General features: G+C 65.4%; 4 protein-coding genes and 1 pseudogene. 3 read left to right on the top strand and 2 right to left on the bottom strand.

The features are described from left to right. Together ACNPNP_RS19005 and ACNPNP_RS19000 are read right to left on the bottom strand one after the other, a co-directional pair. Positions 1-275: pseudogene (locus ACNPNP_RS19005) on the bottom strand (MarR family transcriptional regulator); the annotation flags it as partial. Beyond that, entirely contained in the window at positions 275-1,801 is a 1,527-nt protein-coding gene (locus ACNPNP_RS19000) for an ATP-binding cassette domain-containing protein (RefSeq protein ID WP_448967598.1), read from the bottom strand. The gene ACNPNP_RS19000 and the pseudogene ACNPNP_RS19005, both read right to left, overlap by 1 nt. Positions 1,802-1,973: 172 nt before the next feature. Between ACNPNP_RS19000 and chvE the strand changes: the two genes are divergently transcribed. The 3 genes from chvE to mmsB all read left to right on the top strand — a co-directional run bounded on the left by chvE (position 1,974) and on the right by mmsB (position 5,983). Beyond that, positions 1,974-3,122 (top strand): multiple monosaccharide ABC transporter substrate-binding protein, encoded by a 1,149-nt coding sequence (gene chvE / locus ACNPNP_RS18995; RefSeq protein ID WP_448967597.1) that lies wholly within the window; start codon positions 1,974-1,976, stop codon positions 3,120-3,122. An 87-nt stretch (positions 3,123-3,209) separates the two neighbouring features. Then, positions 3,210-4,763: a multiple monosaccharide ABC transporter ATP-binding protein gene (gene mmsA, locus ACNPNP_RS18990; RefSeq protein WP_448967596.1), complete on the top strand. Its 1,554-nt coding sequence runs from the start codon at positions 3,210-3,212 to the stop codon at positions 4,761-4,763. Then, a complete protein-coding gene (mmsB, locus tag ACNPNP_RS18985) occupies positions 4,760-5,983 on the top strand; it encodes a multiple monosaccharide ABC transporter permease (RefSeq protein ID WP_448967595.1) in 1,224 nt (407 codons plus the stop codon). Before mmsA ends, mmsB begins: the two co-directional genes overlap by 4 nt. Positions 5,984-6,006 lie beyond the last annotated feature (23 nt).

Genomic DNA, 6,006 nt, shown 5'->3' with positions numbered 1-6,006 from the left:
GGCCGACCGGCCCGGCCGGGCGGCTTCACCGATGTCTCGCAGACGACCTTCAGATCGAGGAGCTCCTGCACCAGCGCCGTGACCGTCGAGCGGGTCAGCCCCGTCCGCGCACCGATCTCCGATCGCGACAGGGCGCCGTATCCGTGCACCAGCTGCAGCACGGTCGACAGGTTCTGCTGGCGCACATCCTCGTTCGTGGTGCGCGCCGCCGGCCGGGCCGTCGTCGGCGACGGCCCCACGAGATCACGGTCCGCCACGTGCTGGCGCGCAGCCATCAGTGGGTGACCATCATGTGTCGCATGAGCAGCTCCTGGGTCGCATCCGCCCTGGTCACTTCGGCGGTGATACGCCCTGCCGCGAGCGTGTAGACGCGGTCGGAGAGCCCGATCACCTCCGGCAGTTCGGAGGAGATGACGATGATCGCCTTGCCCTGGGCGGCGAGTTCGTTGATCAAGCCGTAGATCTCGTACTTGGCGCCCACGTCGATGCCCCTGGTGGGTTCATCGAGGATGAGCACATCCGGATTGCTGAAGATCCACTTCGACAGCACGACCTTCTGCTGATTGCCGCCGGAGAGGGTCGCGGTGGCCGCACTCACGGTCGGGGTCTTGATGTTCATCTTGTAGCGATACGCCTCTGCCACCTTGCGCTCGCGGACGCCGTCGACCAGTCCGCGATGGGCGAGCCGTCCGAGCGCCACCGAGGAGATGCTCGTCTGCACCGAGGCGAGCAGGTTGAGCCCGTCCTGCCTGCGATCCTCCGGTGCGTACGCGATGCCGTGAGCGATGGTCTCGCGGATCGTGCGGAGCTCGATCTCCTCGCCGCGTTTGAACGCCGATCCGGTGATCGTCGAGCCGTACGAGCGGCCGAAGATGCTCATCGCGAGCTCGGTGCGCCCCGCTCCCATGAGCCCTGCGAGCCCCACGATCTCCCCAGAGTTGACATGGAAGCTCACATCGTCGATCACGAGCCGCTGGGGATCGCTCGGGTGATGCACGCTCCAGTGCTCGACGCGGAACAGCTCATCGCCGATGTCGGGCTCACGCGGAGGGAAGAGATCATCGAGAGGCCGCCCCACCATCGCCCTGATGATCCGGCTCTCATCCGTCTCCGGATCGTCGCGGCGCATCGTCTCGATCGACGAGCCGTCGCGCAGCACGGTGATCCGGTCGGCGATGTCCAGGACCTCCTGCAGCTTGTGCGAGATCAGCACGCAGGTGATCCCCTGGGAACGGAACCGATCGACCAGTGCCATCAGACGATCCGAATCCTCGCCGCCCAGCGCGGCGGTCGGCTCGTCGAGGATCAGCAGCCGGACGTCCTTGGCCAGCGCCTTCGCGATCTCGACCAGTTGCTGCTTGCCGATCCCCAGTTCGGACATCCGCGTCGCCGGGCTCTCGTGCAGTCCCACCCTGGCCATGAGCTCGGCCGCACGCGCATGGGTGCGGTCTTCGTCGACGAGGCCGAACCTGGTCATCTCGTGCCCGAGGAAGAGGTTCTCAGCGATCGAGAGCTGCGGCACGACGGCCAGTTCCTGGTGCACGATGACGATGCCCTCGGCCTCGCTGTCGGCGAGGGAGCGGAACTGCATGTCTCGCCCGTCGAACGTGATCGTCCCCTCGAAGCTGCCATGCGGATGCACCCCGCTGAGGATCTCCATGAGCGTCGATTTGCCCGCGCCGTTCTCGCCGCAGATGGCGTGGACCTCGCCGCGGCGCACCTCGAGAGACACGTCATTCAACGCCGTGACGCCCCGGAAGCGCTTGGTGACGCCCGACATGCGCAGCACCGTGTCGGGCATCGCACCACCTCTTCGAGCGTCGATCGGATCCAGCCATGCTACCGAAAAAAATAATTTGTCCGCAGGTACGTCAATATGCAATGCTTCGGGGGCGGACGACGAGAGCCGACCCGCAGAAGACAGAGTGGTCCGACAGCACGGGCTGCTGACCTTTCAAGGAAGAGAGAACGCAATGCGTAGAAAACTCCTGCGTGCAGTGGCGACGACGGGCGCCTTCGCCCTCGCCTTCGGACTCGCAGCCTGCTCCGGCAGCCCTGCTCCCGAGTCGGAGGGCAACCCCGAGGCGAGCGACATCACCGTCGGCGTCGCGATGCCGACCGAGACCAGCGAGCGCTGGATCGCCGACGGCGACGCCGTCAAGTCGCAGCTCGAGGAAGCCGGCTACGAGGTCGACCTGCAGTTCGCGAACGACGACATCCCGCGCCAGCAGCAGCAGCTCGACCAGATGATCACCAACGGTGCCGACATCCTCATCGTCGCCTCCATCGACGGCACCGCTCTGGCGACCCAGCTCGAGAACGCCGCGAGCAAGGGCATCCCGGTCATCGCCTACGACCGTCTCATCAACGGCACCGAGGACGTCGACTTCTACGTCACGTTCGACAACTACACCGTCGGCGTGCAGCAGGCGCAGTCGCTGCTGCGCGGGCTCGGCTTCCTCGACGAGAACAACGAGGACACCGGCGAGACCGATCCCAAGGCGATCGAGGTGTTCGCCGGCTCACCAGACGACAACAACACGAAGTTCTTCTACGACGGCGCGATCGACACCCTGCAGCCGTACCTCGACGACGGCCGCATCACCGTCCCGTCGGGGCAGATCGACATGGACACCGTCTCGACGCTGCGCTGGGATCAGGCGACGGCGCAGAAGCGCATGGAAGACCTGCTCACCAGCACGTACGCCGGCGGCTCCAAGCCACTGGACGGTGTGCTGGCGCCGTACGACGGCATCTCGCGCGGCATCATCACGGCACTCGAGAACGCGGGCTACGGCTCGAGCATCGAAGGCGGACTGCCGATCGTCTCCGGCCAGGATGCCGAGATCGCGTCGGTGAAGATGATCGCCGACGGCGTGCAGTACGCGACCATCTTCAAGGACACCCGCAAGCTCGCCACGCAGGCGGTCGCCGCCGCCGATTCGTTCGCGAAGGGTGAGGAGCCCGAGGCCAACGACACCGAGACGTACGACAACGGCGTGAAGGTCGTCCCGTCCTTCCTGCTCGAGTCCGACATCGTCGTGGCCGCCAACATCACCTCGCTGCTGGTCGACTCCGGCTACTGGACCGAGGAAGAGGTCGCGGCAGGCGTCGCGGACTGATCCTCCGGCTGTGATGCCCGTCCGCCGTGCCTGGCGCGGCGGACGGGCGCCACGGCTGCTGTCCCCCACTCACAGACAGGAGCTGCGATGTCCGACGCTATCCTCGAGATGCGCAACATCACCAAGAACTTCCCCGGCGTCACGGTGCTCGACGATGTCACCCTGACCGTCGCCCGCGGCGAGATCCACGCGATCTGCGGCGAGAACGGCGCCGGCAAATCCACCCTGATGAAGGTGCTGTCGGGCGTGTACCCGCACAGCTCGTTCGACGGTTCGATCGTCTTCGATTCCGAGCCGCGGCGGTTCAACGCGATCAAGGATTCCGAGCACGCCGGTATCGTCATCATCCACCAGGAGCTGGCGCTGGTGCCTCACCTCTCGATCGCCGAGAACATCTTCCTCGGCAACGAGGTCATCCACCGCGGATTGATCGACTGGCACGAGGCCAACGCCCGAGCGGCGGTTCTCATGGAGCGCGTCGGCCTCCACGAGAATCCGACGACGCCGGTGGGACAGCTCGGCGTCGGCAAGCAGCAGCTCGTCGAGATCGCCAAGGCGCTGACGAAGGACGTCCGTCTGCTCATCCTCGATGAGCCCACCGCCGCACTCAACGACTCCGACTCCGAGCACCTGCTCGGTCTGCTCCGCGGTCTCCGCGAGCATGGCATCACCTGCATCATCATCAGTCACAAGCTCGGCGAGATCATCGACATCGCCGATTCGACCACGATCATCCGCGACGGCAAGACGATCGAGACGATCGACATGCACGGTGCCGATGCCACCCAGGACCGCATCATCCGCGGCATGGTCGGCAGATCGCTGGACCGCCGTTTCCCCGAACGCACGCCGAGCATCGGCGAAGAGATCTTCCGCATCGAGAACTGGCGCGTCCTCCACCCCACGCAGCAGGACCGCGTCGTCGTCGACGACGCCTCGTTGTCGGTGCGCGCGGGCGAGATCGTCGGCATAGCCGGGCTCATGGGCGCCGGTCGCACCGAGTTCATGATGAGCGTCTTCGGGCGCAGCTACGGACGGGATGCCTCCGGCAGAGTGTTCCTGCGGGGCGAGGAGATATCCACTCGCACGGTGAAGGACGCGATCGGCAATCGGATCGCGTACGTCTCGGAGGACCGGAAGGAGTACGGCCTCAATCTGATCACCGACATCAAGACCAACATCTCGGCCGCCGCTCTGGGGAACCTGACCTCCACCGGACCGTTCATCGACGGCAACCGAGAGGTGGAGGTCGCGGAGAAGTACCGCAAAGACCTCAACATCAAATCGAGAACGGTCGCCCAGCTCGTCGGGAACCTGTCCGGCGGCAATCAGCAGAAGGTCGTGCTGGCGAAATGGCTGTACACGGATCCGGAGGTCCTCATCCTCGATGAGCCGACGCGCGGCATCGACGTGGGCGCCAAGTACGAGATCTACGAGATCATCGGTGCGCTCGCCGCGGCGGGCAAAGCCGTCATCCTGGTCTCCAGCGAACTTCCGGAGCTGATCGGCCTCTCCGATCGCATCTACACCCTCGCCTACGGGCGAATCACCGGGCAGCTCCCCGTCGCGGATGCGACGCAGGAGGCGCTCATGTCCCTCATGACGATCGAAAACTCTTCCCCGAAGGAGGCCGCGGCATGAACAACGTGTTCACCGAGGTCAAAGACCTGCTGACCCACAACCTGCGCACATCCGGCATCTACATCGCGTTCATCGCGATCATCCTGCTGTTCACGATCCTCACCGGAGGAACGCTGCTCAGCCCGGAGAACGTCACGAACATCGTGCTGCAGAACGCGCACATCCTGATCATGGCGCTGGGGATGATCCTGGTGATCGTCGGCGGACACATCGACCTGTCGGTCGGCTCGGTCCTCGCGTTCGCATCAGCGGTGTCGGCCGTGCTCGTCATCCGCATGGGCATGCCGTGGTGGGTCGGCGTGATCGCCGCCATCATCACGGGCATCGTGGTCGGTGTATGGCAGGGGTATTGGGTCGCGTACGTCGGCATCCCGGCGTTCATCGTCACCCTGGCCGGCATGCTGCTCTTCCGCGGCCTCACCTGGCTGGTGCTGGACAACGTGTCGCTGTCACCTTTCCCGACCGCCTACCGCGAGGTCGCGAGCGGGTTCCTGGACGGCACGTTCGGATCGATCACCGTGGGTCAGGGCGAGGGTCTGATGGCGGTACCGCAGACCGTCGACATCTTCACTCTCGTGATCGGCGTGCTCGCCGTGATCGGCGTCGTCGTCTCGTCCTTGCGCAGTCGGCGTACGCGCCAGGGCTACAACCAGACCGTCGAGTCGATGCCGTTGTTCGTGCTGAAGCTCGTGGTGGTCTCAGCCGTGCTGCTGGCCTTCGCCTGGGCCCTGGCCTACAACCGCGGCTTCCCGATCGTCCTGATCACCGTCGCCGTGCTGATCCTGATCTATCAGGTGATCGCGAACCGCACGGTCTTCGGTCGTCATGTCTACGCGGTGGGCGGCAATCTGTCGGCCGCCCGCCTCTCGGGAGTCAACGTGCGCAGCGTCAACTTCTGGATCTTCGTGAACATGGGCTTCCTGACCGGTGTCGCCGCTGCGGTGTTCTCCTCGCGCTCGAACGGCGCGCAGCCCGGCATGGGCAACATGTTCGAGCTCGATGTGATCGCGGCCTGCTTCATCGGCGGCGCTTCGACGATGGGCGGAGTCGGTCGTGTCGGAGGCGCGCTGGTCGGCGGCCTCGTCATGGCCGTCATGACGAACGGGATGCAGCTGATGGGGGTGCCGCAGTCCAGTCAGCAGATCGTGAAGGGTCTCGTGCTGCTGCTGGCTGTCGCGTTCGACATCTACAACAAGCGTCGCGCCGGCACGGTGCGCTGAGCCCGGACGGCGCAGGAGGAGGT

This window comes from Microbacterium xerophyticum, from assembly GCF_053543555.1.
Note: the sequence above shows the minus strand (reverse complement) of the source record. Positions and strands in the feature narration are given on the sequence as shown.